We start from the raw sequence: 24,088 nt of genomic DNA on the forward strand, positions 1-24,088 counted from the left end.
GGAACACGACCGCTTGCACGGGGAGTCCGCCGCGCCGAGAGGCCACGGGGCACGGGGGTGCGCCGCGATGGCCGCGGAGGTGTTGGGGCTGCTGGCCGACGGCACCCGGCCGACCCTCCTGGAACGGCTCTCCGAGGGCGAGACTGATGTGAGCACGCTGACCGAAGCGTGCGCGGTCGCCCACCCCTCGGTCAGCCAACACATCGCCCGCCTGCGCCTGGCCGGCGGGCCGTGAGACGGACGCGGCCTAGGCGACCGTGGTCTGCACCACGACCGCGAACATCGCGGCTAGGGCGAGCCCGACATGCCCCGGCCTGCGGGCGGGTGGCGTTTCTGCGCGAGTCGGGCAGAGCCGAACTGCACGGTTCAGGCCGGCGGCGGTACGGCGTGGTCGTGAATGTGGGTGATCACGGTGTCCAGGGCCGCTTCGGGGGCCTCGGTGGTGTGCTGTGCTTGCGCGAGGACAAGCCCGCCCTGCACTGCCGCCAACAAGGCGAGGGACAGCGTGGTCGCGTCGGTCTCCGGCCACAGGGAGCCGTTGTCGACCATGGCGGCCAGGCCGGCGCGGATCGCTTCGGAGCACACGGTGAAGCTGGCGGCCAGAGCGTCGCGCGCCCACGGATGGTCGTCGGACAGCTCGCTGATCATCACCGGCCGCGACGAGGACCGGGGCAAGGAGGTCGCCGTCGAGACCGGCGGGCGCTTCATTCGCGCCGATCTCGCCGCACCCGAGGAAGTGCGACGCCTGGCTGCCGAGGCCGGCGAGGTGGACGTGCTGGTCAACAACGCCGGCTACTGGGAGTTGGGCCCGACCGCCGAGACCACCGGCGCGGCCTTCGACGCGATGAGCGCGGTGAACTTCCGGGCCCCGTTCTTCCTCGCCGCGGCAATGGCCCCGTCGATGGCGGCACATGGTCGCGGGGCGATTGTGAACGTCTCCACCACCATGGTCGCAGCCCGTGGGGCCGCGGGTATGGCCGCCTACGGGGCGAGCAAGGCTGCCCTGGAGGCGTTGACCCGCGCCTGGGCAGCCGAATTCGGCCCGGCCGGCGTGCGCGTCAACGCCGTCGCGCTCGGACCCAGCCGGACCGAGATCACCCAGAGCATGGGCGACTTGCTCGACACACTCGCGGCCGCCAGCCCGCTGGGCCGGGCGAGCACGCGGGCCACACCTACTGGCTCACCGGCTCTGCCCTGATCACCTACACCGACATCGCCAATGAACTCTCCGCGACACTGGGACACGAGATCGAGTACCGCCAGATCCGTCCGGACGAACACCGGGCGGTGATGATCAAGGCGGGCGTCCCAGAACCCGTCGCGATCTCCAACGCCCAAGCGTTCGGGCTGATCGCCGACGGCGACGCAGCCTGGCTGACCGACGGCGTGGCGACCCTCACCGGCACCGCCCCGCGCAGCCTGCACAGCTTCATCACCGAGCACGCCGCGGCCTTCGCCTGAGCCGGGAAAACAACGAGATCCACGAATCCTGGGGTGACATGGCACCCTGGCTCCCCACCGGCCCGTCGCAGACGTTCGGGCCTGACCTGATCAGACAACTACTCGCTCGCGGTGACCGAGTCGCGGCCATCACCGACCAATCCGGGGACGTGGCGGCCGTGAACCGCGAGTACGGTGACGCGGTGTGAGCCCGGGCCGTCACGCAAAACGACATCGGCCAGTTCGGGTCTGCTGCACCTTTAGGTGACAGGTTCGGTCACGCGGCCTAAGACCTGTCCCGTAACTGCTGGTCACGGAACAGGTCTTAGACGGACGCCGGATCCATCAATATCCCAAGATTTGCCACAACATCACTGGATACAGAACTGGGCTCCGCCGTTAGCATCCCAGGCCGGTGGACTGGACAGGATCATGAAGGTCATGGATTGGATATCACCGGCTTCTGGTCTTGTGGGTGCGCTCATAGGCGGCGGCGCATCCCTGTACGTGACGCGCTTGTCTCATCGCGCGCAGATGGAGCTGAAGGGGGTCGAGATACATGCGGCACAGCTTGATCGGGAGGACGCTGCCCGGGGGCGTATCGCCGCAGTGCTTGGCCCTCGACTCGCTGCCATGGCACGGCTCCTCCGCGAAGAGGGCATCGAGTTCGATGACGGCAGAGAGAATCCCGACTGGCCTCTTCTGGTCATGGAGGCGGAGTTGGCAGCGCTGGAGATCCCTGACCGGCAGCTGCGTGAGCTGTTCACCGGCTCGCTGTTTGCTCTCCAGCACTCGGCCAGCAGCTTCCAGTATTTGAACAGGGCTCCGCAGGTCGCTATCCCTCCTCTGCTCGATCACCTGGTGCAGTGTCTCTTCGCCTGGCGGCGCGGTGATCCTCAGCCCGAGCCAAGCCAGGCATTCGAGGACGCGACGGAAGCGTGGGGGCACTGGAGGGACGAACACTCGGCGTCTTGACCTCGGCCGGGAAACGCCCCACCCTCCGTAAATGTCGTGCCGCCGCTGCGACCACAACCGGAGCCCCGAGTAGTTACACGCCGTACGCCAAGAGAGGCCCGGACCGATGGCCCGGGCCTCTCTGTTCTCCACCAGTTCCGGCCTGCGGCCACGTTGCCCGTGGGCGCGCGTCCTCCTACCGGGACGGCTTCCCTTCAGAGCCGACGGTTTCCAGGGTCTTGATGACTTCGTGCCTGGCCATCAACGAGGAGACAACGCGGCGCACATCCGGTCGTTCACAGCGGTTGATCACGAGAAAGAGAGGGGCGGCCGGGAAGGTGCCCGTGCTGCCGCCCACTCACGGCTCCTTGTTGTGCCGTGCTCTCGTCGGCAGGGCCGGCCTGGCTGTCAGGAGGCAGGTTCGTAGACGACGTTGGTGTTGGGGCAGTCCACGGCGAGTCCGAGGAGGGCCTGGCCCTCGGCGGTGTCAGCGGCCAGATCCCAGCGCAGCTTGGTTGCGACCCAGGTCGTGGCGTAGGCGCAGCGGTAGGAGTGGTCGGTGGGCAGCCATTCGCCGGGTCCTTGTCGCTCTTGGACCGGTTCGAGGAAGCTCGGCGTGCGAAGCGACGCGGAGCTCTTCAGGTACTTGAAGCAAAGTGAGCAGACGTTCGACAACTGCGCCTCGGCCGGCTGAAACTTTCGGTGCCGCTGCTTCGATTCGTCATTCAGGGTGCTGTCAGCTGATCGTCGCGACCCCGCGATCGGTCAGGCGGCCCGCCACCCTGGACCTCGGTGTCAGACGGCGAGGCGGCCGCCGTCGACCGGTAGCAGCACGCCGTGAATGAAGCTGGCCTGCTCGGTGACGAGGAAGGTGATGGCGGCGGCGATCTCTTCGGGTTGTCCGACGCGCCCGGCCGGGCCGGCCTGTGCAAGCTGGTCCAGCGCGTCGCCCATGGGGAGGGTGCCTTCGGTGCGGGTAGGGCCGGGGCTGACGGCGTTCACGCGGACGCCGGCGGGTCCGAATTCGGCAGCCCAGGATTTGGTCAACAGCATGAGAGCAGCCTTGCTGGAACCGTAGAGGCCCATCCCTTTCATCCCGAACTCCGACACCATGGTCGTGACGTTGACGATCGCTCCTTGGCCGCGTTCTGCCATCGCGGGGGCGAGCGCGGCCACCAGGAGATAGGGCGCCTTGACGTTGACGGCGAAGACCTCGTCGATCTGATCGGCCGGGGTCTCGGCGGTGGCACCGAAGGGGAAAACGCCGCCGCTGTTGACGAGGATGTCGACGTGGCCGCCGCCCACCTGGGCGGCACGGGAGGCGAGCCGGCGCACGCTGTGCTCGTCGTCCAGAGCGGCTGGAACGAAGTCCGCGCTCCCGCCGGCTGCGCGGATGCCGGCGATGACGGCGTCGCCGCGTGTCTTGTCCCGGCCGGACACGATGACATGTGCTCCGAGGGCGGCCAGGCGGTCGGCGGTGGCTCTGCCGATGCCGCTGGTGGCGCCGGTGATCAGGGCGGTGGAACCGGTCAGATCGGTGCTCATGGGAACCCCTCAATTAGTGGAGCGGACACTCCAAACATGCTCCGATGTTTTTGGAGTGTCAACTCCAAAACGAGTACGCTGATCGCATGGAGCAGTCGGCAGTCGAAGGTCAGAGAGACCGCACAGACCGGACGGATCGAACGAGCGTGGCCGTCGAGGCCGCGTCGGCGGCCCGGAAATTCACGGCGAAGGGCCTGGCGACCCGGGCTCGCATCATCTCCGCCGCCGGCGAGCTGGTGTTCGCTCACGGTGTCGCACGCACCGGCATGGAGGACGTCCAGCAGCGGGCGGGCGTCAGCGCGTCGCAGATGTATCACTACTTCACCGGCAAGGATGATCTGATCCGGGCCGTGATCGCTCACCAGACCGACGGCATCCTGGCCGCACAGCGACCCGTCCTCGACGAACTCGACAGCTTCGACGCGCTCGATCGCTGGCGCGACCTGCTCATCGACCTGCAGGAGCAGCGCCATTGCATCGGTGGCTGCCCGATCGGATCGATCGCCGCTGAGCTCGCCGACAACAACGCACACGCACGAGCGGACCTCGTGGACAGCTTCGAACGCTGGGAAGCACCGATCCGCGCCGGCCTGGCCCGCATGCGCACCCGGGGCGATCTGCGCTCCGACGCCGATACCGACGCCCTCGCCCTCGCCCTGCTCGCCGCGCTACAGGGCGGACTTCTGCTCACCCAGACACGCCGCGACACCACCCCGCTGCGCACCGGCCTTGACGCAGTCCTGGCCCACATCCGAACCTACGCAACCAAGTAGACAACGCGGAAGCGGCATCGGTCGAGGTCAGGGCCCTCCCTGCCTCGACGGGATGTCCGCGACGTGTGTCAGCCCTGCGGTCGACCGCCCGGAGCCGTGACCTGATCACGAACCGGCTGTATGGTCCGTCACGGCGACTGTCCCTAGCAGCGGCGCAGTCGCTCACGCACCGGAGGTGTAAGAGCTGCACGGCCCCCTTCCAGGGGGAAGGACCACGTTCGACCCGTGGCCGGCGCTCCACGGACCAGGCCCCTGTCTCTTCCCCCACGACAGGGGCCTCGCTCATGCCGTCAAAATCCTGGTATGTACAGGTCGGCTACCATCTCGGCCCGCTCCCCCGGCGCAAGGAGCAGGCATGTTCCACGGCTCGATCCCCACCCCCTCCGCTCGATCATCCAGGAGCACGCCGGGGCCTGGCCTGACACTGACATCTACGTCGGCTGCTCGGGCAACTTCACGATCGAGCGCGTGCTGCACTCTCGGTTCGAGAACACGCGGCCGGTGGACGGCGATGACATCACCGCTTACTCGTGCGCGCTGGGCTGGTTCCTCGCCGGGGAGGACCTGCCGTACACGTTGCGCCCCGAGTTCGAGGGCATGCTGGGCTGGCTCGCCCCCTACATGAAGGATCGAGCCGACCGGCTCGCCACCCTACCGACTCCCACGGAGATGCGTTGCGCAGCTTGGACATGGCAGCCGCCGCAGCCTCGAACTCCTCCTGGTAGCTCAGCGCATGCTCTTGGCTCGCCTTGGAGGCGGTCAGGCTGGGCACAGACGTCGTCGTGGACTACGGCTGCTGGTCACGGGACGAACGGTCTGCGATCCGCCGGCTGGTGGAGGCCGAGGAGGCGTGTTTCCGCATGGTCTACCTGCCGGTGGGCGATGAGACCCAGCGCGCCCGTATCGCCCACCGCTGGGCGACCGCCCCAGAGGAGACGTTGCCGATGTCCGAGGCCGACATCCTGCACGGGCGGGCGCATATTCAGGAGCCCGACGCGGCGGAGCTGGGGCCGCAGGGTCACCGGCCCCCACAAGGTCACCCATGGCCAGAAGACCGCCAACCGCGTCCTCGCCAACGGACGTGCACCGGTCGAGCACGGCTTCGCCCACCTCAAGAATTGGCGGATCCTCACCAAACACCGCACCGACCCGGCCCGCGCCGCCTGCCTCCTCCGCGCCGTGCTCGTCCTGACCCTCCTCGAAGTCAACCGCTGAGGGATCCGCTCAGCAGGCAGTCGCACACGGCGAATTGGAGTGTCCCGGTACCGGGCGTACCGGGCGTACCGGCCCATTTGCCAGTGACCCATTGAGCCGAGCCCGTCCGGTCCCCTGGAACCGGTGTGCGTCAGGGCTGAATGGTTTCCAGGTCCTCAAGGAGGCTGGAGTGGGTCGGCTGCCACCCGAGGGCATCGCGGGTGTGGGCGCTGGACGCCGGCTGATCCATGGCGAAGATCGGGCCGAACGGGCCGAAGTTCTCCTGCGGAACCTCCTCGACCGGCAGGCCCAGTCGCCGGCCGACGACTGTGGCTATGTCCCGCACCGCGTCGCCCTCGTCGCCGACGGCGTGCCACGCCGTCCCGGCCGGTGCGGACTCAAGGGCCAGCCGGAACAGGACGGCTGCGTCGAGCGCGTGCACGGCCGGCCAGCGCTGGGTGCCGTCGCCCGGGTAGCCGGCCACCCCGGTGCGGCGCGCTTGATCGGTCAACAGGCCGGCGAATCCGCCCTGGCCCTCGTGGTGGACCGTGCGCGGCATGCGGACAGCCGTGCTGCGCACACCGCGCGAGGCGAGGTCCAGTAGTGCATTGACCGACCGGCCCCGACCGCCCACCGGTCCGTCGGTCGGCAGCGGATCGGCCTCGGTGGAGGCGCGTCCCGGCACCCAGGGCGTCCCGGAGACCGTGACGATCGGGCGGTCGCTTCCGATGAGTTCCTGCCCCAGCGTGGCGAGAGCGGCGCTCTCCTCGGCGATGGCCTGCGCGAGAGCGTCCGGACTGCTGTAGTCGCGTCCGAACGCCAGACTGATCACGCCGTCGCACTGCGCTGCGCCGGACCGCAGGACGTCGAGGTCCGCCAGGTCTCCTCGCAGCACCTTGGCACCAGCACTTTCAAGGGCCTGCGCGGAGCCGTCCGAGCGAGCCAGTGCGAGAACGGTGTGGCCGTTGTTGAGGAGTTCGGCGACGACGGCGGAGCCGATGGTGCCGGTACCGCCAGTGACGAAGACATGCATGAGCTCTCCCTGAAAGTGATGGGACTGTTGTCCCATCACTGACCCTACACGGTGACGGGACAGGCGTCCCATCACCTATCCTGGTCGCATGGCTAGATGGCAATCGGGGGCGACCCAGCGACTCGTCGTTGCGGCCGTCGACCTGTTCACCGAGCAGGGGTACGACGCCACCACGGTGACGCAGATCGCCGAGCGCGCCGGTGTCACCAAGAGCACCTTCTTCCGGCACTTCTCCGACAAGCGCGAGCTACTGGTCGCCGGCCAGGAGACGCTCAGCAGGTTGCTCGCCGATGGCATTACCGAAGCCCCTGCGAGCACCGGCCCGCTCCAGGCGGTAGCAGCCGGTCTCGAGCGCGCATCGAGCGCCATGGGACCAGCGAACCGCGAACTCGGCCCCCGCCTCAAGGCAGCCGTGGCAGCCAGCACCGAACTACAAGAGCGCGACGCCCTCAAGAGCGTCGGTCTCGCGGCCACCATGACAGCCGCGCTCATCGCCCGCGGCGTCCCCGACCCGACCGCGCACCTCGCGGGCGAGCTGGGAGTCCTCGCGTTCAAGCGGGGATACGCGCAGTGGTCTGAAAGCGATCGTGATGACACAGAAGGGCTCGCGTCACATGCACTGGCAGCCCTGGAAGACCTGCGTGCAGCAACGGCATCGCTGGGCTGATCCATGCCGCTCGGCTGTCGGCGCCATGGGCGCTGCGGCGCCCGTCGACTGCCTCCGGGACGCCCAGCTCCCCCTGACAGACCTCCAAGCCAATCGCTGACAGATGACCTACTGCGCAGATAGTCACCCAGGACCAGCGTGAGCACCCCGCGAGCCGGTCACGCCAGCCCTTTGAGCTGTGCTTTCAAGTTGGCGGAGGCTCAATTGACTCGGTGGGCCCCACTCGGTGGAGTGGACTCCGGGCATCGTCGGTGCGCGCCGCGGCATCGGGTGCGCTCACTGGCCGGCCTCCTGGCCGCGGTGCGGTCCGGGCTCCTGCGGACGGTGCTCCTGCTGATCGTCCCGGCACGCCGGGTGCGGCTTCTCGGCATCGTCGCGATGCGCGTAGCGGCCCATGGTCGTATGGGCCCGGTCGGCCCGCCGCGGTGAACGCGTCCTGGAGGTGACGCAGGCGTTCGGCGGTGACATCGAGGGCCTCCACGTCCGTACGAGATTCCCGCGGGGCCCGCAGCGCCGTCAGGTCCAGCGCCTCGTGACGGCCGGACTTCTGCTCTTGGTCGTCGTGTTGTAGGTACGGCGCACCGTCTCCCCGTTCAGAGCGCCGGGTGTCCCGTGGGACGTGACCGCGAGGGGTGTCGTCATGCACGGCCTGGACTTCGACGAGACACACATCGGCGCGATCTACCATGCGACGGCGACGGTGCTGGCAGCGGCTCTCGCCGTTGCCGAGGAGCAGCATTCCGACGGTGGATCCCTCCTTGTCGCCTACATCCTGTGGCTTGAGATCGGCTGCCGGATCGCAGCAGCAGGCGCCGGCCGCTTCCATGACCGCGGATTCCACCCCACGGGTATCGCAGGGACGTTCGCGGCGGCCGTTGCCGGGAAACTGCGTGGCCTGGACGCTTCGGCGATCACCTCGGCACTCGACAATCTGCGGCATCCAGGCCGCAGGCAGTCTGGAACTCGCCGGATCCTCACTCAAGCGCCTCCATCCGGGCGCGGCCGCTCACTTCGGCATCACCGCCGCCACACTCGCCGGGGCCGACTTCACCGGACCCGCGGGCTCATGCTCACGAACGGCGGCCCCACCGTCCCGGCGAACGGGGCGGCGGGGCCGTGCGTCCATCGGGCGCTACGCCATCAGTACAGCACCCAGAGGGAGATGCGTCCCTTGTTGTCGACACAGGTGGCGTCCTGGTACTGCTTCTTCGCCCGGGGGATGTCCGCCTTGCACGCGGCCATGTTGGGGTACATCTCGGGACCACCGGCGATGTCGTGCCAGCCCGCGGCCGAGGCGGAACCGGCCGCCAGCGGAATCGCGACCAGAGCGGCAGCAACAGCGGCACCGTAGGTCATTCGCTTACGCCACGACTTCATACATCTCTCCTCAAGAAAGGGGCCGGACAGGGACCGGCCAACCGCGTCAGGTCAACGTTGCGCCCGAAGACCTTCGGACATTCGTCAGTTGAACACACAGGCACTACGCGCCCCAAAGCTCCCAGGACCCTTGTTACAAGCCCCTGACAAGGGAGGATAGGCAGACGCTTGCGTAACAGGACTTGGCAGCCCTTCACCGCTTCGGGGCGAAAAGTCAGAAATTGTCAGTGCTTAAGGCATGGACTCCTTGACCCGCTCAAGGGCGTTCAACGGATCGTGCCGACTTCGCCACGCGGCAAGTCGCGGACCGGGCAGGGGTGCTGACGTCGAGGAGACAGCCGTGCCGGTTGCGGAGAACACAGCGCCGACGCCGACGGGTGGGAGGATGCCGGGGTCAGTGGTGCCGGTCAGGAGTGAAGGCGTCGAGGTGTCGTCGCTCTCGCCGGACTATCAGCGGATCGTCGGGGTCTTGGCCGCCTCCCCGGCGGCGTTGGCCTGCGGGGAGATCGCTTCGGCGCTCGGCCTGGAGCGCGTGCCGGCGAAGATCGGGGGTGCGGTCGAAGGCGGCTCGGATGGCGGACCGGGGCCGGCCGGTGGGGACGCCATGACCGAGGCTCAAGAGCAGCCCGCCCAGCGGCGGTACGATACGGAAAACGGTCATGGGCAGACGCTGCTGGTTACCGAGGTGACGCCGGTGCAGCGGGCTTTCCGGAACATCCTCGACCACAACACAGGCCGCAATGGCTCACCGGGCTGTTGCGACTGCCGCACAGGCGGGATGGACTGCACAATCGCCGCCGGGCTCCGGCAGGCCTGGCGCGAGGCGAAGGTTTCCGCGGCATGAGTGGCATGAGTGGCATGCCTACTGGCTTCGTCGGGTACTGCTGGGCTGCCATGCCGTGCCGGCCCGGTGTCCGCTGCCTGAACCGAAGTTCCCTCACCGAGGCGGTCACGCCCACTGGCGTACCAGCGAGCAGTGGACCAACGAAGAGCCGACCAGTGAGAACGACTCCCGGCCCCCGGGCACGCTCGTCACACAGCAGCTCGGGTAATGAGTGCGGGTGCTCGACGGCGAGCAGGCATCGGGCGCCCGCCCTTCATCCCCGCCCGCCCGTGATCGGCATTGGCCTATGGGGGCTCGGTGAGACTGAGTGTTTCATCTGGCGGGTGAGCACGTCAGTTGGCGGGCCACAGTGGCTCAGCCGGTGGGCACCGATCCGTCTCCGGCGACCTCACACTGGCCAATCGGTGCTGACATCGGGGCGGGGCTCATAGCTTCCGGCGAGTGTGATCCCGAGGCAGAGGAGGCACCGGACGTACAACCGTTCGAGATCGACAAGAGTCTGGCAATCAAGGACCGTTCTCCCCGAAGACACCGTCCGTTTACCCGCATCCCAACAGAGGATCTCTCCATGCCGATACCCCCGCACAACCGTCGCGCCTCCGGTGCCGCTGCCGCCGCCCTCGGCGCTGCCGGCCTGATCGTGCTCGCCGCGGCCCCCGCCGCCTTCGGCGATGGAACCGCACCCGAACTGGTCGTCGGAGGCATCGAGCCGATCCACGGGTTGAAACCGGGGGGCACCTTCGACCTGCCGGTCACCGTGGCGAACAAGGGCGGGACCGCCGAGAAGGTGTGGGTCTCCTATTCCGTCACCCGGGGGCTCGACTTCATGGACGTTCCCTCCAATTGCCGTGTACAGCACATTAGGTCCTACGACGAGATGCCCGAGAACTGGACCGCGACGTGCGCGTTCGACCAGGCGGTGGAGCCGGGCGTCGTCTACACGCCCGAGAGACCTCTCCGTGTCAAGGCACTGGACCGCGCATACCACGACAGGCTGCGCGTGGAGGCCGGGGACGGCGGCGCCCCGATGGACGATGAGAACGGAGAACCGTCGGTGGCGGGGACCGCGCCGGCGGTGAAACTGGTCGGAAAGCAGGCCGGTGACGAGGGTTCCGCGAACCGTGTCGATGTGTCGATCACCTCGGTCAACACGGCCGACTACCAGGTGACGGGTGCCGCGTTGAGGGGGAGGGTCGGTGACACGGTGACGATGAAGGTGAAGTTCGCCAACTCCGGGCCCGCCTGGCTTCTGGAAGACGAGGTGGATCAGGACGTCCAGATCGTGATCACGCCTCCCGCCGGAACCTCGGTCGTCAAGCGCGACTACTACTGCCACGCCGAGGGCGGGAAGTATCGCTGCCCCCCGCACCTCGGTCCGTACATGGCTGAGGATGCCCAAATGGCCTACACCTTCAAGCTGAAAATCGACAAGCGGATCGCGGGCGGCGCCAAGGGCGCGATCGCACTGACCCCCCAACTACGGCCGTTCGACCACAACAAGGCCAACGACAAGGCCGACATCACGCTGGACGTCACGGGCGGGGGGTCGAACGGCTCGACGGGCGGCTCGACCAGTGGCTCAAACGGTTCGACGGACGGCTCGACCAGTGGCTCAAAGGGTTCGACGGACGGCTCGACCGATGGCTCGGCCGGCGGGTCGTCGTCAACCGGTGACGACGGAAGGACGTCGAACGGCGGCAACCTGGCAGAGACCGGCTCCTCGGCACTGCCCATCATGGGTGCGGCTGCCGCGGCAGTGGTCACGGGGGCGGGCACGCTCCTTATCGCGCGCCGCCACCGGGCCCGGAACCTGAGCTGACGATCAGCGAACTCCTCGGATCCGGGTACACCGAGGGCGTCGTGCGGCAGTCCGGGCTGATCACCGGCTTCTACCGGCGCATGACCAAGCAGGGCCACGCGTGGGCGATCGTGAACCTCGCGGACCGGGACGGCGAGCTGGATGTCCTGTATTTCCCCGCCTCCAGCAACCTCGTCCAGCACGCCCTCATCGAGGACAGCGTCGTCTCCGTCGAGGGCAGGCTCAACGACCGCGACGGATCCGTCAGTATCTTCGGCCAGGAAATCCAGGTCCTGGACGTATCCTCCGCCGAACACGGCGGCCGCCGACGCTGGGCGCTGCTCACCACGCGTCCCCCTGCTCGACGGCCGGCCGCTCGTGTCGTCACCCGGGTCGGGTCGTTGTTCTGGGCGGACAGCAGATGCAGGCTCGGGGCGCCAGCGCACCGCCCCGGGTCCGCGTTACGCTCCTCCATCTCCCGGCTCTGCCAGGTGAGGGGCGGGAGCACACGGTGAAATGTCCGGGCACGCCTACAGCAGGGCGCCGCCGGACACTTCGAGGCGCTGGGCGGTGACCCATCGCAGGTCCTCGGAGGCGAGCGCGGCAATCGCGTCGCCGATCTCCTGTGGTTCACCGACGCGGCCGAGCGCGGTCTGTGCGCCCAAGCCCTCGCGCATCTGCGCGTCGTCCCGCATGGCGCCGCCGTTGAAGTCGGTGGCTGTCGGCCCCGGCGCGATGGCGTTGACGCGGATCCTGCGCGCCCCCAGCTCCGCGGCCAATGTCCGGCTGAGGACCTCGACCGCCGCCTTGGAGGCCGAGTAGACCGAGGTGCCGGCGCTGGTGTGGCGGCTCAGGGAGGAGGAGACATTGATGATCCGCCCCCCGTCGGCCAGCACGGGCGCAAGCGCCTGGATGAGGAAGAACGTGCCGCGCACGTTGGTGTCCATCACGGCGTCGTAGTCGTCGACTGTGACCGCTTCCAGCGGTCCGAACCGCCCGATCCCGGCATTGTTGACCAGGACGTCCAGCCGGGTCGCGTCCCAGCGCTCCAGTTGCGCGACCAGGTGTGAGACGAAGGCGGGGAAAGAGGCCACGTCGCTGATGTCCAGCCGCAATGCGGCGGCCGTGGCGCCTGTGTCCTGAATACACTTGACCGTCTCATCGGCCTCCTGCGCGTCGCCGCGGTGGGTGACGATGGCGCGCAGCCCGTGCCGGGCCAGCGACTGGGCCGTGGCCCGGCCCAGCCCGCGATTGCCGCCGGTCACCAATGCGATCTTGCCTGACTCCATGAGCGCTTCTCCATGCGGTGACGGAACGACGCCGGTGGGAAGTGCTCCCGCCGACCGAATGCGAGTCGTGCGACTCGCCTCCCTGACCACGTAAACACCTGCACAGTGGCGAGTCAAGTGACTCCCCTCGTGATGGGTCATACTGGTCCCATGACCGCAGGACTCTCCGCGCACCATCAACGACTCGCTCAGCTCAAGCGCGAGGCGATCACCACAGCGGCCACGAAGCTGTTCCTGGAACGGGGCTATGACGGGACCTCGCTGGCAAAGATCGCGCAGGAAGCGGTCGTCTCGAAGTCCACGCTGTTCAAGCAGTTCCCCACCAAGGCGGCGCTTTTCGAAGCCATCGTCACCGAGTACTGGAAGGGCGGGCCGGACCAGGCGGCGCCCGCAACGCAGACCGGGGACCTGCGCGCCGGCCTGAGCGCGATCGGCCGCCAGTACGCCGACCTGATCGGCCGGCCCGCGATGGCGGCCCTCTTCCGCATCGTCATCGCCGAACTGCCGCGCTTCCCGGAACTGGGACGGGCTCAGTTCGAGCTGGGAAAACTGCCCTACTTCATCTCCGTCCAGCACTACCTGGAGGCCGAACATGCCGCGGGCACTGCGGTGGTACCCGACGCGGAGAGCGCCACCAACCAGTTCCTCGGAATGATCGCCAACTACGTCCTGTGGCCGCGGATGCTGCTCGCCCACTGGAGCCCTGGACCTGCCGACGTCGGCCACGCCGTCGATGAGGCGGTCACGACGATGCTCGCACGCTACGGCCGCAGCACCGGCGACCCGCAGCACTGAGGGCACCGACCCGGGTGCGGACGCCCTCCGGGACGCTGCCGGCGAGTACCGAGGTCGCCGTCGCGGAGAACACGCCGTCGTGGATGCGCAGGGCGAGGCGTTCGCGGTGCAGGACGTCGGGCACGTCAGGCACGTCAGGCACGTCGGGGGTGTGGCCGGTGCCACGCACGAGGCGGAACATCTCTGCGATGTGCACGGCGTCGCCGGGCCGTGCGTACGCCAGTAGCTCGCCGAACTTCGGCCGCTCCAGCGGGTGAAGGCGGCTGGAGGTCCCGGCCTGTTCCTCGAAGACGACCGGGGCCTCGCTCCCGGGCTCGTCCAGGAGCCCCCGGCGACCCGCTCCAGGCTTCCCGAACAACCCAAGACTCTCTCGTCACCAACTCACGAAAAAACACCGCGCGGCGCGCGGCGCGCGGAGAAGGCCGCCACGCCCGGTAGCAGCCCCTGGCTACACGGCTCGAATGAGAACGCGGACCTGGGGTGTCTTCCGTCTTCCGTCTATCGTCAGTCGGTCAGCCTGTGAGTCCTGTAGATGCCCACCATGTCGCCTGTGTCCTCGTACGGGTCCTGCAGCTCGCCATTGCCGCCCCCGTCTGCCTTAACGACTGCATGACCGGCAGACGGAGTGACGCCCGCAGCACTCGCGGAACCGACACCAGCCAGACCAGCAGCTACTGCCCCCACAAACATCACAGGCACACGGCAAGAACGCATCGAGACTCCTCAAATAGGGGCAGACGCTTCATCCAAGCCAGCGCGGGACTCCCTGACTTACGCGCCACGCCGACCACCGCTCCCTCGGGCTGGGGCTGCGCCGCCAACAGCAGTTGCCCCCTCGGGTCACTCTTCGCGGAACGGCCACCGCGACCGTTCCGCGAACGCAAATGTGGTGTCTCGGACGGCGGGGAACAGGAACATGACCCTCCCCATTCCTCGCGGACTCTCCTGAGCGATGGAAAGGTTCATGGAGCAGCTGCACTCAGGAGGGGCAAGGCAGCGGAGCTAGAAGGGCGATGCGGGACGGATAAGGGCGTCGCGTCGGGCGCGCAGTATTTCCTGGACCCGGGCCGCGTCGTCGGCGTACGACCGGTGAAGCAGGGTCAGGAAGGCTCCGTTGACCAGCATCAGTATGACGAGGACCCAGAGGAAAACCGGGCGGAGCCCGACGGCGTCACCGAGGAATCCGGCGCCGAGGCCGAATGTGGCCCAAGCGACCGCCTCGAAGACCGAGAGGTAGAGGGCGAATGCCGCCCCGCGCAGCTCGGGCAGGGTGACGGCCATGACCATCGGCCGGTTGATGCTGGGGTTCATGCCCTGGGCCACGCCCATCAGCGCGAAGAAGACGCCGAATATGCCGATGCCGCCCCAGTCGAACTGTGTGCCTGCGAATGCCACCAGCGCGAAGGCGAACTGGGCCGCCTGCAGGACGGCGATCGGGCCGTGGCGCGGGCTGCGCCGGGCGGCCCAGTCGGCGGTGACGCCGCCCAGCAGGTTTCCGAGGAAGTTGCCGGCGCCGAGCGGCAGCAGCACGATCGAGGCCGTCTGGGTGCTGAACCCGTACACGTCCACCAGGTAGACCACCCCGAACGTGCTCACCAGCAGATGCCCGGACAGCAGCCGCGAGACAAGGAGGATGGCCAGGCTGCGAATCTTCAGGAGGGAGGCCGCCTTGGCCCAGGTGAGCGTCGAGCCCGATTCGCGCGCGCTCCGGTCGAGGCCGGCCAGCTCCGGCTCGGCGCCGCCGCGGCCCGGGTCGCGGAACCACAGGAGGATCCCGAGGCCGAGCAGGATGTTGAACCCGCCGATGCTCCACAGGGCCCAGCGCCAGCCGTCGGCGATGCCCGCGAGCTGTCCCACCAGCGGGCTGAGCGCAGCCCCGACCAGGGTGATAGCGCCGTAGACCAGGCCGGTGGCACGGCCCCGGGACGAGCTGTCGAACAGGTCGCCGATGACCTCGGTGATGATCGGCCCCGCCGCCGCGTAGCCGGCCGCGAGGGCGGTGTAGAGCAGCAGGAGCTGGGTGAAGCTCTGGGAGAAACCCGCGGCAACACCCCAGGCTCCCCAGAATCCGGTGGCCAACACGAGCACACCCTTGCGCGACCAGTGCTGAGCGGCCCACACCCAGAACGGCCCGGTGAGCACGCCCACCAGCTTGCCGGCGGCGCTCAGTACGCCCAGCGCGCCGAGCGAGACTCCCAGCGATTGGCGGATCATCGGGAACAGGCTGCTGACCAGGCCCGTTTCGGCGCCGTCGACCAGCATGGTGCCGGTGAGCAGAGTCAGCTGCCTCCAGCGCCCGGTGGTCCGGATGTCCGCGTCGGGCCGGGCGGCGGTCTTGCTAAGCTCCGGCATCGCGTCACCTCACTTCTCTGCGAGTGCGTTGCGGGAAGAGGGTTGAGGTACGCCGGTGACGGGGCGGCCACCCCGTCACCGGCACATCTGACCGGCCGGTCAGAGGTTGGCGAGTTCCTCGGCGACCTGCCGGAGGCGCGGCGCCGGGAAGTGGGCCCCGGCCATCGCGGCGACGTCGATCAGCGGCGTCGGCCCGAGAACCTGCAGAAGTTCGGAGTCCACGACGCCCGGCAGGTGTCTGCGCAGCACTTCGACGGCGACCGGATCGGAGATCAGGGCTTGCAGAGGGGTCCGCAGCGAGTAGCGCCCTGCGGGGTAGTCCTCGGCGCGCGGCAGCGGCTCTGCGGCCCGCTCGGCCTGCGCCCGCTGGAGGCGGACCAGCAGGTGGGTCTCGGTCACCGGGCCCTCGGCCGGAAGCCCGAGCCGCTGGTATTGGCTGGGTGGTGCCTCGTTGGCGCGCAGCAGCTCCACCAGCAGCGCGGCCATCCGCAGTTCGGCTTCGTCGTCGACCAGCGGGGTGCGTTGCTGGGGGTCGGTCTCCAGGTCGAAGAGCAGCGTGCCGTGCTGGTAGGGGTTGAGCAGAGTGCGTCCTGGCACGCGCAATGTCCGGACACCCTTGGTGAAGCCGAACGGTTCGGCGAGCTCCAGGTCGGCGAGCTCATCGGGGGTGAAGCGTCCGCGCATGTGCGTGGGCATCAGGGTGTGCTCGAACAACGGCGCGTTGTCGGGGGACGCGGGGGCGCGCATGTAGACGTAGCGGCCGTCGGTGACGTTGACGTGTCCGCCGTGGATACCGAACAGTCCGGCCTCTCGGCCCGGGGCGTTCGTGCCGATGGGCAGCGGTTCTCCCTGCATGTCCTCGGGGCGGTGGACGCCGAAGAACTCCAGGAAGGTGGGGGCCAGGTCGATGGTCTGCACCAGTGCCTCGCGCCGTTCGCCTCCGGAGGTGGCGCTGCGCGGATCCCAGGCGAACAGCGGCAGGTGGACCAGCTCGTTGAACCACGGCTGGACGCTCTTGCCCCACCAGCCTTTTTCGCCGAGCAGGAGGCCGTGGTCGGTGCAGACGACGAGCAGGGTGTCGTCCCACATCCCGAGTTCGTCCATGGTGTCCAGCACGCGGCCGAGCGAGTGGTCGCACATCGACAGGAGTGCGGCGTACTCGAATCGGCCGTGCTCCACCTGGTCGGGGGTCTCGGTTACCCGTTTGTAGTCGGGCCAGTCGAAGTGCGGGCCGTCGTAGTCGTGCGGATAGAGGTCCTTGTACGGCTGGTGGCTGAAGAACGGCTCGTGCGGGTCGAAGGTCTCGATCTGCACGAACCACCGGTCGGCTTCCTGGTTGGTGCGGAGGAACTCCAGGCCGGCGTCGAAGGTGAGGGTCTGCGGATGCCGGTCCTCGGTCGCCATGTACGGCCGGTTCACCCAGTCCTGGCGGTATCCGGCGCCGAAGCGGATCTTTTTGAGGTCCTCGGGTATCTCGGGGTCTGCGACCTGGCCCTTCCATGGGTCGCCCTCCTGGCCCCGGAAGAACTCCCAGGTGTTGTAGCGGCCGTGGTAGGTGGCGCCGCCGTCCTCCCAGTAGTGCGGGTGGTCGCTGACCAGGTGCGTGTAGACGCCGCTCTGCTTGAGCAGCTCGGGCATCGAGTCGTCGAACGGCTCCAGCGGGCCCCAGCTCCGGTGCAGGAAGTTGTGCCGCCCGGTATGGATTTCGCGGCGGGCCGGCATGCAGGGCATCGACCCCGCGTAGCAGGTATCGAAGGTGGTCGAACGCTCGGCGAGCCTGGCGAAGTTGGGCGCGTGGGTCCAGTCGCCTCCGTAGGGAGGCAGCATGTGCCGGTTGAGGCTGTCGAACATCACCATGATGGCCCTCATCGGATGGGCTTCCCTTCGGTCAGGCTGCGCAGGGTTCGTTCAAGCCAGGCGACCCAGCGGTCCACGGCCTCCGCGCCGAGTTCGTGGAGCGCGTCGTGGATCTGGCGGTCGAGCTCTTGGTCGAGTTCGGGCAGCGGGTCCTGGTAGCGCAGCGTGCGGTCCCGGTGTCGGCTCTTCGCGATCTGGGCGCGGCGGTAGGCGAGTTCGGTCTCGACGAGCCGGATCGCGGCGTCCTTGTCGAGCGGCACCGCGATGCTGAACCGGGGCAGGAAGCCGACCTCCATGAAACGGCTCGGTGGTTCGTAGGGGGAACGCACCCACTCCAGCAAGACCCCGTGTCCGCGCGGCGTGAGCCGGTACACCTTGGCGTCCGGGCGGCCCTCGCGCGGGTCGATCTCGTGCTCTACCCAGCCCTCGGCCTCCATCTGGCCGAGCTTCCGGTAGATCTGACTGTGGTGCGCCCGCGCCCACACGAACTGCCCCTCGACCTCAAGCCATTTGCGCAGGTCGTAGCCGCTGTAGGGGCGTCGGGCCAGCAGGCCGAGCAGGACGTACTCGAACTTCACCGAACCGACTCCTATGTGCGTCGTGGACTATGTGCGCCTATTCATATACTCGTGTGATGGAGAGGTCAATGGCATGTTGCGCGCCGACTTCGCGGACGGGGCGCCCGGAAGCGCTGCCCGCTCCGGCCGAGGTCGCGCCCCCGCACGATGACGTAGCGCTGCCCGGTGGCGAGTTCCTCATGGGGGACCACTTCGACGAGGGCTACACCACGGACGGCGAGCGCCCCGTGCACGCGGTGCGCCTCGCCCCGTTCCGGATCGACGCCACGGCGGTCACCACGGCGATGTTCGCGGCGTTCACCGAGGCAACCGGGTACACCACGCTCGCCGAGCGTGAGGGGCGCTCCGCGGTGTTCCACCTGGCGGTCGCCGCCGAACGGGCCGACGTCCTGGGAGCCGACCCGGCCGTCCCCTGGTGGCTGGACGTGCGCGGGGCCGACTGGCGCCACCCGCACGGCCCGCTCTCCTCGGCGGAGCCGGAGCACCCCGTGGTGCACATCAACTGGCATGACGCCCGGGCATACTGCGCCTGGGCAGGGCGCCGACTGCCGACCGAGGCCGAGTGGGAGTACGCGGCGCGCGGCGGCCTGACCGGCCGCCGCTTTCCGTGGGGGGATGAACTCGTCACCGACGGGCGGTGGTTGTGCAATATCTGGCAGGGCCGCTTCCCGCACAGCAACACCGCAGAGGACGGCTGGCCGGCTACCGCACCGGTCCGTTCGTACCCACCGAACGGCTTCGGCCTGTACGAGGTCGCGGGCAACGTCTGGGAGTGGTGCGCCGACTGGTTCGCCCCCGACTCCTACGCGGCGTCACCCTTGATCGACCCCGAGGGCCCGGCGGGCGGCGATCGTCGAGTACTGCGGGGCGGTTCCTATCTGTGCCACCACTCCTACTGCCACCGCTACCGGGTAGCCGCCCGCTCGGCCAACACGCCGGTCTCCAGCAGTGGGAACTGCGGCTTTCGAACGGTCGGCTAGCCGTTCAGCAGGGACCGCCAGACGCGGCGGACGTGGTCCGCCATGTCGATCGCGGGGTCGCTGAGCCACTGGATCTGGATGCCGTCGCAGGCCGCGACCAGGGCTGCGGCAGTGTGCTGCGGGTCGAGCTCCGGGCCCGCCCGGCCCGCCCGCTGCTCGGCCTCGACGTACCCGGCAATCACCGAACGGACGGCCGTGAAGCGCTCGCCGAGGTAGGCGTGCGCGGGGTGGGCCGGGTCGGTGGAGGCGGCGACCAGGGTCACGTAAAGGCGTGCCCGAGCGTAGCTGGTGGGGGTGGTTGTCATCGACCGGGCGAGGAACTCGCCCGGATCATGCTCGGCGCCCGGGTCGAAGAACCGGGCCTCGGCGGCGTGGTCGTTCGCGCGCAGCACCTCGGTCAGCAGGTGGTCCTTGGATTCGAAGTAGTGCATCAGCCCGGTCAGGCTGATCGCGCACTCCTTGGCGACCGTGCGCAGCGTGGTGTTTCGCTCGCCCTCGCGTCCGAAGATCTCCAGGGTGGCACTGAGGATCTCCTCCCGCTTGGCGACCCCTTTGGGATAGGAACTCTTCGCCTTCACACCCCCAACCCTACGACGGGCGGGCGACACCTCTTGCCGAAAAAAACAGGACACCGTACTGTTTTGGCGCCAGGCGGCAGAACCCATCCCGAGGAGCAACCGTGACCGACTCGATGACGACAGTGGCCGGGCTGAGCCTCGGCGAGAAGGCTGCGCTGACCACCGGCAGAGGCTGGTGGCACACCGCCGCTCTCCCGGAGGTGGGCATCCCTGCCGTGCGCATGGCGGACGGCCCGCACGGCCTGCGGCTGCAGACCGAGGAGGAGGCCGACCACCTCGGCATCAACGAAAGCGCCGCGGCCACCTGCTTCCCACCCGCCGTCACCCTGGCCTCCACCTGGGACACCGAACTGGCCGGACGGGTCGGCCGCGCGCTCGCCCACGAGTCGCACGCACACGGTGTGGACGTGCTGCTCGGCCCGGGCGTCAACATCAAGCGCAGCCCGCTGTGCGGACGCAACTTCGAGTACTTCTCCGAGGATCCGCTGCTCAGCGGCGTGCTGGGCGCGGCCTGGGTGAACGGTCTGCAGGCGGAGGGCGTCGGCGCCTCCCTCAAGCACTTCGCGGCGAACAACCAGGAGACCGACCGGATGACGGTCAGTGCGGACGTCGACGCACGCACCCTGCGCGAGATCTACCTCGCGCCCTTCCGCCGGGTGGTGACCGAGGCGGGCCCGTGGACCGTGATGTGCTCCTACAACCGGGTCAACGGCGTGCACGCCTCGCAGAACCGATGGCTGCTGACCGACGTACTCCGCGGCGAGTGGGGCTACGACGGCCTGGTGGTCTCCGACTGGGGCGCGGTCGTCGACCGGGCACGGGCGCTGGCCGCAGGCCTGGACCTCGAAATGCCCACCTCGGGCGCAGCCGGTCCGACCCACGTGAGGACAGCGATCGAGACCGGTGAGCTCGACGAACGGCTGCTGGACACGTCCGCCGCCAGGGTCGCCGAGCTCGCCCGGAAGGCAGCCGCACAGCGCCGTCCGGACGCCGCCTTCGACCCGTCCGAGCACCACGAGCTGGCCCGAGAGGTCGCCGTGCGCGGGGCGGTGCTGCTCAAAAATGAGGGCAGGCTGCTTCCGCTGGACCCATCGGCCGCCCAGCGCATCGCCGTGATCGGCGAGTTCGCACGCACGCCCCGCTACCAGGGCGCGGGCAGCTCGAAGGTCACTCCGACCCGTCTCGACGACGCGCTGACCGCGATCACCGCCGCCGCACCTGCCGCGACGGTCACCTTCGCCCCCGGCTTCCCGGTCGATGACCCTCAGGCGAACGCGGACGGCCTGCGCGCGGAGGCGGTGCAGGCTGGGGCCGACGCGGACGTCGCCGTGCTGTTCCTCGGGCTACCCGCGAGCTTCGAGTCCGAGGGCTTCGACCGCGAGCACCTCGAACTTCCCGAGGAACAGCTCCGGCTGCTCGCCGAGGTGGCGGCCGCGAACCCCCGGACCGTGGTGGTGCTGGCGAACGGCGGAGTGGTGCGGCTGTCCGGCTGGATGGGCCGGGTCCCGGCCGTGCTGGAGGGCTGGCTGGCCGGTCAGGCCGGCGGCTCAGCGACGGCCGACCTGCTGTTCGGCGCGGCGAACCCGTCCGGTCGCCTGGCCGAAACGATTCCACTGCGGCTCGCAGACACCCCCGCCCACCTGGACTGGCCCGGCGAGAACGGCCACGCAGCCTACGGTGAGGGCCTGTTCGTCGGATACCGCTACTACGACACCCGGGGGATCGAGGTCTCCTTCCCGTTCGGCCACGGGCTTTCGTACACCGACTTCGGCTACACCAATCTGCGGACGGCGGCCGGCGACGACGGGCTCGACGTCACCGTGGCGGTCACCAACACCGGGCGGCGCACGGGCCGCGAGGTCGTGCAGGTGTACGTCGGGGCGCCGGGCTCACGGGTCCGCCGTCCGGCCCGGGAGCTCAAGGGCTTCACGATCACCGACCTGGAGCCAGGCGAGACGCGGGATGTCACCGTGCGTATCCCCCGGACAGACCTCGCCTACTTCGACACCGCCGCCGGAGCCTGGGCCGTGGAGGGCCTGGACTACCGGGTGGACGTCGGCGCCTCCAGCCGCGACCTGCGGCTGAGCGGCGCGGCCACCGTGCCGGGCGACCAGGCCGTGCCGACTCCGGACGCCGACTCCTCGCTCGCGGTGTGGCTCGCGCACCCGGTGGGAGGGCCGGCACTCGACGGGCTGCTCGACAAGGTCCGCGCAGCCCTGGGCGAGAACTACCCCGGGGAAGGCAGCTCCCGCTACCGGTCAGTGCTGGGCATGCGGCTTTCCCAGATCGCCCGGCTCCCCGCCGTCCCGCTCAACCAGGACGACCTGGACCGCCTGATCGCCCTGGTACGCGCGGGCGGCTGACCGCAACCCCCTGTCCGCCCTGTCGATCGCCCTGTCCCTCGCTGGAGGGTTTTGCATCGACCGCATCCGCCGGGTCCGCTGACCTGTCGCGACCGTTCCCACTCACATCCACGCCACCCAGCCGCAGGCCCCACATCTACATGAAAGAGAGAATCAACTCATGCCGGATACACGACGTCTGCCCGAAGGATTCCTTTGGGGCGCCTCCACCGCCGCCCACCAGATCGAGGGCGGCAACACCAACAGCGACTGGTGGGAGTTCGAGCACAGCCAGAACCCCATCGTCAAAGAGCCCAGCGGCGACGCCTGCGACAGCTACCACCGCTGGCGAGAAGACATGGACCTGCTGGCCGAACTCGGCTTCACCGATTACCGGTTCAGCATCGAATGGGCCCGCATCGAACCCTCCCCGGGCGAGTTCTCCCGCTCCGCCATCGCCCACTACCGGCGCATGGTGGAGGGCGCCCGGGAACGCGGACTACGCCCCATGGTGACCCTGCACCACTTCACCAACCCCCTGTGGTTCGCCCAGCGCGGCGGATGGGCCGCCGCCGGATCGGACGAACTGTTCGCACGGTTCCTCACCGCAGCCGCGCCCATCTACGCCACGGACGTGGCGCATGTGTGCACCATCAACGAACCCAACATCGTCACTGTCATGGCTGCCGCGCAGACCGCCCTGGCCTCCGGCCAGGCCGTGTCCTTCACCGAGAACCCACCGGCACCCGACGAGGCCACCACCGATGCTCTGGTACGCGCGCACGCCCGCGCCGTCGAGACCGTCAAGTCCCTTGCTCCGCACGTACATACCGGCTGGTCCATCGCCAACCTCGTGTGCCAGCCCCTCCCCGGATCCGAAGACGTCGCCGACTCATTCCGCCACCCGCGACAGGACGTCTTCATCGAAGCCGCCCGCGGAGACGACTGGCTCGGTGTGCAGGCATATACCCGCACTCTTATCGGCCCGCAGGGCCGGCTGCCCGTACCCCAGGACGCGGAACGCACCCTCATGGGATGGGAGTACTACCCGCAGGCGCTGGGCCATGCCCTGCGCCACAGCGCTTCCGTCTCCGGCGGGACGCCGCTGATCGTCACCGAGAACGGCATCGCGACCGCCGACGACGCACGGCGAATCGACTACACCACCGGAGCCCTGGACTCCCTGGCCACCACGATGCGCGAGGGCATCGACGTCCGCGGCTACTTCCACTGGAGCGCCCTGGACAACTACGAATGGGGCCGCTACGCACCCACCTTCGGCCTGATCGCCGTCGACCGGGAGACCTTCGCACGCGCCCCCAAGCCCTCGGCCGCCTGGCTCGGCGCCATCGGCCGTACCCGAGTCCTGCCCACGGAGTACTGAACCCGGGCGCCTCCCCCGCCCTGCGCTCGCCGGGCCGCCGCTCCCCGACAGCCGGAAAGGCCACCAGACCGGGTCCAGCTTCGCGACATGCGCTCACCAGCACGCGGCAGGGGCCCGAAAAGGGGGCTCTGGGCGGGTGCCCGAGACATACACGGCCACCCAGACCAGGGTGGCGGATCAGGTCCCGCCCTGGTCGCGGCCCGGATCGCGCCGGGTGCCCATCGTGGCATACCCCGGAACTGCGCTCTGACGGCGGGAAAGTGCCCCTCCAAGGGGCACTTTCACTCCGACAAGGGGTGGTCGGCGCG

27 protein-coding genes and 3 pseudogenes are annotated in these 24,088 nt (G+C 68.9%); 17 read left to right on the forward strand and 13 right to left on the reverse strand.

Going from position 1 to position 24,088, the window contains the following annotated elements:
* Positions 1-67: 67 nt before the first annotated feature.
* Positions 68-226 (forward strand): annotated as a pseudogene (locus OG917_RS00430) (ArsR family transcriptional regulator); the annotation flags it as partial.
* 140 nt (positions 227-366) lie between these two features.
* On the opposite strand, the gene OG917_RS30575 reads toward OG917_RS00430, so the two are convergent.
* Complete coding sequence (locus tag OG917_RS30575) at positions 367-648, reverse strand: TetR family transcriptional regulator C-terminal domain-containing protein (RefSeq protein ID WP_443058891.1); 282 nt, start codon at positions 646-648, stop codon at positions 367-369.
* On the opposite strand from OG917_RS30575, the gene OG917_RS00440 reads away from it, so the two are divergent.
* The 4 genes from OG917_RS00440 (at position 548) to OG917_RS00455 (ending at position 2,415) form a co-directional block, all read left to right on the forward strand.
* Positions 548-1,198 (forward strand): SDR family NAD(P)-dependent oxidoreductase, encoded by a 651-nt coding sequence (locus tag OG917_RS00440; protein ID WP_328315456.1) that lies wholly within the window; start codon positions 548-550, stop codon positions 1,196-1,198. The two genes, OG917_RS30575 and OG917_RS00440, sit on opposite strands and share 101 nt — an antisense overlap.
* Before the next feature lie 89 nt (positions 1,199-1,287).
* Positions 1,288-1,461, forward strand: a complete 174-nt coding sequence (locus OG917_RS00445; RefSeq protein ID WP_328315457.1) for a hypothetical protein — start codon at positions 1,288-1,290, stop codon at positions 1,459-1,461.
* 38 nt (positions 1,462-1,499) lie between these two features.
* Entirely contained in the window at positions 1,500-1,649 is a 150-nt protein-coding gene (locus OG917_RS00450; RefSeq protein WP_328315458.1) for a hypothetical protein, read from the forward strand.
* A gap of 223 nt (positions 1,650-1,872) precedes the next feature.
* Positions 1,873-2,415: a hypothetical protein gene (locus OG917_RS00455; protein WP_328315459.1), complete on the forward strand. Its 543-nt coding sequence runs from the start codon at positions 1,873-1,875 to the stop codon at positions 2,413-2,415.
* Between the two features lie 175 nt (positions 2,416-2,590).
* Here the strand turns inward: OG917_RS00455 and OG917_RS00460 are convergent, their stop codons facing one another.
* The 3 genes from OG917_RS00460 to OG917_RS00470 all read right to left on the reverse strand — a co-directional run bounded on the left by OG917_RS00460 (position 2,591) and on the right by OG917_RS00470 (position 3,939).
* Complete coding sequence (locus OG917_RS00460; RefSeq protein ID WP_328315460.1) at positions 2,591-2,752, reverse strand: hypothetical protein; 162 nt, start codon at positions 2,750-2,752, stop codon at positions 2,591-2,593.
* A 50-nt stretch (positions 2,753-2,802) separates the two neighbouring features.
* Positions 2,803-3,069, reverse strand: a complete 267-nt coding sequence (locus tag OG917_RS00465; RefSeq protein ID WP_328315461.1) for a hypothetical protein — start codon at positions 3,067-3,069, stop codon at positions 2,803-2,805.
* A 120-nt stretch (positions 3,070-3,189) separates the two neighbouring features.
* Complete coding sequence (locus OG917_RS00470) at positions 3,190-3,939, reverse strand: SDR family NAD(P)-dependent oxidoreductase (RefSeq protein WP_328315462.1); 750 nt, start codon at positions 3,937-3,939, stop codon at positions 3,190-3,192.
* A gap of 86 nt (positions 3,940-4,025) precedes the next feature.
* Here OG917_RS00470 and OG917_RS00475 point away from each other — a divergent pair, with 86 nt between their 5' ends.
* The 3 genes and pseudogenes from OG917_RS00475 (at position 4,026) to OG917_RS30585 (ending at position 6,022) form a co-directional block, all read left to right on the forward strand.
* On the forward strand, positions 4,026-4,712 hold the full coding sequence (locus tag OG917_RS00475) for a TetR/AcrR family transcriptional regulator (RefSeq protein ID WP_328315463.1): 687 nt from the start codon (positions 4,026-4,028) through the stop codon (positions 4,710-4,712).
* A 303-nt stretch (positions 4,713-5,015) separates the two neighbouring features.
* A pseudogene (locus tag OG917_RS30580) lies at positions 5,016-5,324 on the forward strand (putative antirestriction adenine methyltransferase); the annotation flags it as partial.
* A 170-nt stretch (positions 5,325-5,494) separates the two neighbouring features.
* Positions 5,495-6,022: a hypothetical protein gene (locus OG917_RS30585; protein WP_443059045.1), complete on the forward strand. Its 528-nt coding sequence runs from the start codon at positions 5,495-5,497 to the stop codon at positions 6,020-6,022.
* A gap of 35 nt (positions 6,023-6,057) precedes the next feature.
* Here the strand turns inward: OG917_RS30585 and OG917_RS00490 are convergent, their stop codons facing one another.
* Positions 6,058-6,939 (reverse strand): SDR family oxidoreductase, encoded by an 882-nt coding sequence (locus OG917_RS00490; protein WP_328315464.1) that lies wholly within the window; start codon positions 6,937-6,939, stop codon positions 6,058-6,060.
* Positions 6,940-7,027: 88 nt separating this feature from the next.
* On the opposite strand from OG917_RS00490, the gene OG917_RS00495 reads away from it, so the two are divergent.
* Entirely contained in the window at positions 7,028-7,606 is a 579-nt protein-coding gene (locus OG917_RS00495; RefSeq protein ID WP_328315465.1) for a TetR/AcrR family transcriptional regulator, read from the forward strand.
* Between the two features lie 276 nt (positions 7,607-7,882).
* On the opposite strand, the gene OG917_RS00500 is transcribed toward OG917_RS00495, so the two are convergent.
* Positions 7,883-8,074 carry a hypothetical protein gene (locus OG917_RS00500; protein ID WP_328315466.1) on the reverse strand — a complete coding sequence of 64 codons (192 nt, stop codon included), beginning with the start codon at positions 8,072-8,074 and terminating at the stop codon, positions 7,883-7,885.
* A 151-nt stretch (positions 8,075-8,225) separates the two neighbouring features.
* Between OG917_RS00500 and OG917_RS30590 the strand changes: the two are divergent.
* Positions 8,226-8,519: pseudogene (locus OG917_RS30590) on the forward strand (MmgE/PrpD family protein); the annotation flags it as partial.
* Between the two features lie 227 nt (positions 8,520-8,746).
* Here the strand turns inward: OG917_RS30590 and OG917_RS00505 are convergent.
* Positions 8,747-8,983: a hypothetical protein gene (locus OG917_RS00505; RefSeq protein WP_328315467.1), complete on the reverse strand. Its 237-nt coding sequence runs from the start codon at positions 8,981-8,983 to the stop codon at positions 8,747-8,749.
* A gap of 340 nt (positions 8,984-9,323) precedes the next feature.
* On the opposite strand from OG917_RS00505, the gene OG917_RS00510 reads away from it, so the two are divergent.
* The 3 genes from OG917_RS00510 to OG917_RS00520 all read left to right on the forward strand — a co-directional run bounded on the left by OG917_RS00510 (position 9,324) and on the right by OG917_RS00520 (position 12,140).
* The gene (locus OG917_RS00510; protein ID WP_328315468.1) at positions 9,324-9,827 is read left to right on the forward strand and encodes a hypothetical protein; all 504 of its coding nucleotides are present in this window, start codon (positions 9,324-9,326) and stop codon (positions 9,825-9,827) included.
* Between the two features lie 568 nt (positions 9,828-10,395).
* Positions 10,396-11,646: a hypothetical protein gene (locus OG917_RS00515; protein WP_328315469.1), complete on the forward strand. Its 1,251-nt coding sequence runs from the start codon at positions 10,396-10,398 to the stop codon at positions 11,644-11,646.
* Between the two features lie 41 nt (positions 11,647-11,687).
* Positions 11,688-12,140: an OB-fold nucleic acid binding domain-containing protein gene (locus OG917_RS00520; protein WP_328315470.1), complete on the forward strand. Its 453-nt coding sequence runs from the start codon at positions 11,688-11,690 to the stop codon at positions 12,138-12,140.
* Between the two features lie 15 nt (positions 12,141-12,155).
* Here OG917_RS00520 and OG917_RS00525 read toward each other — a convergent pair whose 3' ends face one another.
* Positions 12,156-12,914, reverse strand: a complete 759-nt coding sequence (locus tag OG917_RS00525; protein WP_328315471.1) for an SDR family NAD(P)-dependent oxidoreductase — start codon at positions 12,912-12,914, stop codon at positions 12,156-12,158.
* Between the two features lie 150 nt (positions 12,915-13,064).
* Here OG917_RS00525 and OG917_RS00530 point away from each other — a divergent pair, with 150 nt between their 5' ends.
* Positions 13,065-13,709: a TetR/AcrR family transcriptional regulator gene (locus tag OG917_RS00530; protein ID WP_328315472.1), complete on the forward strand. Its 645-nt coding sequence runs from the start codon at positions 13,065-13,067 to the stop codon at positions 13,707-13,709.
* On the opposite strand, the gene OG917_RS00535 is transcribed toward OG917_RS00530, so the two are convergent.
* From OG917_RS00535 to OG917_RS00550, 4 genes are all read right to left on the reverse strand, one after another.
* Positions 13,657-14,067: a hypothetical protein gene (locus tag OG917_RS00535; protein ID WP_328315473.1), complete on the reverse strand. Its 411-nt coding sequence runs from the start codon at positions 14,065-14,067 to the stop codon at positions 13,657-13,659. The genes OG917_RS00530 and OG917_RS00535 overlap by 53 nt on opposite strands.
* Positions 14,068-14,711: 644 nt before the next feature.
* Positions 14,712-16,061: an MFS transporter gene (locus tag OG917_RS00540; protein WP_328315474.1), complete on the reverse strand. Its 1,350-nt coding sequence runs from the start codon at positions 16,059-16,061 to the stop codon at positions 14,712-14,714.
* Positions 16,062-16,160: 99 nt separating this feature from the next.
* Positions 16,161-17,930: a sulfatase gene (locus OG917_RS00545; RefSeq protein WP_328315475.1), complete on the reverse strand. Its 1,770-nt coding sequence runs from the start codon at positions 17,928-17,930 to the stop codon at positions 16,161-16,163.
* Positions 17,927-18,496: a PadR family transcriptional regulator gene (locus OG917_RS00550; RefSeq protein ID WP_328315476.1), complete on the reverse strand. Its 570-nt coding sequence runs from the start codon at positions 18,494-18,496 to the stop codon at positions 17,927-17,929. The genes OG917_RS00545 and OG917_RS00550 overlap by 4 nt, the downstream gene beginning before the upstream one ends.
* A gap of 56 nt (positions 18,497-18,552) precedes the next feature.
* On the opposite strand from OG917_RS00550, the gene OG917_RS00555 reads away from it, so the two are divergent.
* Positions 18,553-19,476, forward strand: a complete 924-nt coding sequence (locus OG917_RS00555; protein WP_328315477.1) for a formylglycine-generating enzyme family protein — start codon at positions 18,553-18,555, stop codon at positions 19,474-19,476.
* On the opposite strand, the gene OG917_RS00560 is transcribed toward OG917_RS00555, so the two are convergent.
* A complete protein-coding gene (locus OG917_RS00560) occupies positions 19,473-20,054 on the reverse strand; it encodes a TetR/AcrR family transcriptional regulator (protein WP_328315478.1) in 582 nt (193 codons plus the stop codon). The two genes, OG917_RS00555 and OG917_RS00560, sit on opposite strands and share 4 nt — an antisense overlap.
* Before the next feature lie 113 nt (positions 20,055-20,167).
* Between OG917_RS00560 and OG917_RS00565 the strand changes: the two genes are divergently transcribed.
* Positions 20,168-22,417: a glycoside hydrolase family 3 C-terminal domain-containing protein gene (locus OG917_RS00565; RefSeq protein WP_443059046.1), complete on the forward strand. Its 2,250-nt coding sequence runs from the start codon at positions 20,168-20,170 to the stop codon at positions 22,415-22,417.
* A 160-nt stretch (positions 22,418-22,577) separates the two neighbouring features.
* On the forward strand, positions 22,578-23,780 hold the full coding sequence (locus OG917_RS00570) for a glycoside hydrolase family 1 protein (RefSeq protein ID WP_328315480.1): 1,203 nt from the start codon (positions 22,578-22,580) through the stop codon (positions 23,778-23,780).
* Positions 23,781-24,088 lie beyond the last annotated feature (308 nt).

Origin of the sequence: Streptomyces sp. NBC_00388 (genome assembly GCF_036061255.1) — a bacterium.
Classification (GTDB): domain Bacteria; phylum Actinomycetota; class Actinomycetes; order Streptomycetales; family Streptomycetaceae; genus Streptomyces.